5 protein-coding genes and 1 pseudogene are annotated in these 2,448 nt (G+C 37.0%); 3 read left to right on the forward strand and 3 right to left on the reverse strand.

What is annotated here, in order from left to right:
• Both Q0257_RS03800 and Q0257_RS03805 read right to left on the reverse strand, forming a co-directional pair.
• Window positions 1-347 (reverse strand): annotated as a pseudogene (locus Q0257_RS03800) (3'-to-5' oligoribonuclease B); the annotation flags it as partial.
• The gene (locus tag Q0257_RS03805) at window positions 344-757 is read right to left on the reverse strand and encodes an Rrf2 family transcriptional regulator (protein WP_298021739.1); all 414 of its coding nucleotides are present in this window, start codon (window positions 755-757) and stop codon (window positions 344-346) included. The gene Q0257_RS03805 and the pseudogene Q0257_RS03800, both read right to left, overlap by 4 nt.
• A gap of 104 nt (window positions 758-861) precedes the next feature.
• On the opposite strand from Q0257_RS03805, the gene rpsO reads away from it, so the two are divergent.
• Window positions 862-1,134 (forward strand): 30S ribosomal protein S15, encoded by a 273-nt coding sequence (rpsO, locus tag Q0257_RS03810; protein ID WP_005871877.1) that lies wholly within the window; start codon window positions 862-864, stop codon window positions 1,132-1,134.
• A 149-nt stretch (window positions 1,135-1,283) separates the two neighbouring features.
• On the opposite strand, the gene Q0257_RS03815 is transcribed toward rpsO, so the two are convergent.
• A complete protein-coding gene (locus tag Q0257_RS03815) occupies window positions 1,284-1,544 on the reverse strand; it encodes a helix-turn-helix transcriptional regulator (protein WP_298021748.1) in 261 nt (86 codons plus the stop codon).
• A gap of 140 nt (window positions 1,545-1,684) precedes the next feature.
• Between Q0257_RS03815 and Q0257_RS03820 the strand changes: the two genes are divergently transcribed.
• Together Q0257_RS03820 and Q0257_RS03825 are read left to right on the forward strand one after the other, a co-directional pair.
• Complete coding sequence (locus Q0257_RS03820; protein WP_298021742.1) at window positions 1,685-1,963, forward strand: hypothetical protein; 279 nt, start codon at window positions 1,685-1,687, stop codon at window positions 1,961-1,963.
• The coding region (locus Q0257_RS03825; RefSeq protein WP_298021745.1) for a hypothetical protein at window positions 1,960-2,448 on the forward strand (489 nt) is incomplete at its 3' end. The genes Q0257_RS03820 and Q0257_RS03825, both read left to right, overlap by 4 nt.

Below are 2,448 nucleotides of genomic sequence, written 5' to 3' on the forward strand. Positions count from 1 at the left end.
GCGCAGCGCGAAGAGTCTAGGAAATACCACGGGAATTTTTTCGCGCACTCAAGCCCGCTTTGATGATGATCTAAAAGGATCACGCGAGCATTGCGACTGGCTAGTTCGCCGCTAAATTTCTCGCACTGTGCGGGCAGTAAATTTAGATCGGTGATTAAAACTAGGCTTTTCTCGTCCGCGTCTGCAGCGAGCCGCTCGTCGATACTAGCGAGGATGAGATCAAATTTTTCGTTTATCTCCTTGCCGTAGTTGGCGTTGAAAAATTCCACATCCATCAAATAGTGCGCCGCGACGAACTGCGCGCCGTAGCCGTCCAGATCGGTGTGGCTTAGGTGATATATTTTCATTTGCGCTCTTTGCCGATGATGTTTGCTAGCGTGATCGTATCCATATACTCATCGACCTTCTCCTGAAGCTCGCCGAACATTAGATTGACGCGGCACAGCGTGCGACCGTTAGGGCAGGCGTCGATCCCCTCGGCGGTGCAGTCAAATACCGTCGCCTTGCGTCTTTCGGCGCTTTTGATGATCTCGCTTAGCGTGATTTCATTCGCATTGCGCGCGAGCACGAAGCCGCCTTTGGCGCCTTTGAAGGAATTTAAAAGTCTCGCGCGAGCCAAATTTTGTAAAATTTTAGCCAAAAAGCTGCGTGAAATTCCAAGCTCGCTAGAGATCGAATCGACATCCATAGACTCATTCTTACGGGCGATGCAGATCATTGAAAGTAGGGCGTATTCGCTTGCTTTTGTAAAAAGCATTTATTCTCTCCTTTGGTGTCAAAGCGTGCATTTTACACAAAGAAAGCAAAAATTTAGGTTAATTAAGTATAATCGCTTCCTATTTTACCGATCAGGAGGTCATCATGGCTTTAGACACGGCTCAAAAAGCACAGATAGTTGCGAAATTCGCTAGAAGAGAGAAAGATACGGGCTCTGCAGAGGTGCAAATCGCGCTTCTTACCGAGAGGATCACGCTTCTTACCACTCATTTGCAAGCAAATCCGAAAGATTTTTCATCTCGCTTAGGACTACTAAAGCTAGTAGGTCAGCGCAAAAGAATGATGAAATATCTCAAAAACAAAGACTACGCAGTTTACTCCAAGCTTGTTAGCGAGTTAAATTTAAGAGATAAATAAGCTTCTTTGCTCGCGGCGATTGAAATTCCATCGCTATGAATGGGCTAAAAATTTGTCATCGGTAGCATTTAAATTTATTGCTGCAACAGTGCCTGCTTTGGGATTTTAAACCCAAAGCAGACGTTTTTATTTGTGAGTCATACTTTTTGTTATTTTATATCTTTAAAAAATTCATCTATATTGCACCTGAAAAGCTTCGAGAGCTTGTATAGATGAAGCAAATTGAATCGTTTTTGATCTGTGAAATTTTCCATGTTTGCGTAAAATCCGTTTGAAGCTTGACCTATGCTTAGGGCAGTTTCTAGCTGGCTTAAACCACATTCTTGGCGTATTCTCTTAACATTGCTTGCTACGATTTTTAAAAATTCTTCATCTTCTTCTTTTGTAGTTATTTGCGGCAAAGAAAGCATAGAAATAATTCCTATATAAAAGTTTTCTATAAGTTTAGTTCTTATATAATGCTTTTTCAATTTCCATCAGCGATTATTTCTATAGGGATTAAATTGTAAATGATGTAATTTTGAAATTTTTTTAATTTTAAATGAAAATCATGGATGGATTTGTAATTTTGTTTTATAAAAAAGCAATAAATTCAAAAGAGATAAATATGAAAAAAATTATAGCCTTTATTTTGGCTTGCATTTTAGGATTCATTACTTTCTTTATAGTAGTTGGATCTCTAAATTTTTTGCTTTTATTTAATAACCTAAAAATGGGACCAATACTCATATTGGCGTTGTTTTCATTTTTTATTTGGATTACCAAACGACTTTATTTTTTCTTTTACAGAAAGATTGACCGCGAGCATACGGAAGAAGAGCAAAAATGAAAGCTATTATTTCCATGATTGCTCTTTTTATGAGTGCATTTTCATTGGACGGATATACCTATTATTCCACTCAAAATAATCCTAAGGCGAAAGGTCTTGATTTGAAAATAGGAATTCCTAATTCCTTTATATTGAAGGATGGTTATAGACCAAATGTGGTTTTAAAATTTATAGATACAAATTTAAATATGATTATGGTCCTAATATATAAATCACCGGATTTTATGGGAGTAGAATTGAATCAAACTAATTACAAAGAATTTTGTGAGTCCAATATAGTGGATATGTCTAAAAATAATATGCTATCGCGGTTAATTTCTTGTGATATGCTAGTTATTGAAAATTTACCAGCTGTTGGTATGGTAAGTGAGATTTTAGGAAAGAGATTAAATCTAGAAATTACAAGCTATAATAATACATATTTTGTATTCTATAGAGACTATCTTATAGAAATAAATTTTGTTTCTGTTGATATGCAGAAATTA

The sequence above is a fragment of the uncultured Campylobacter sp. genome, assembly GCF_938018035.1.
Classification (GTDB): Bacteria; Campylobacterota; Campylobacteria; order Campylobacterales; family Campylobacteraceae; genus Campylobacter_B.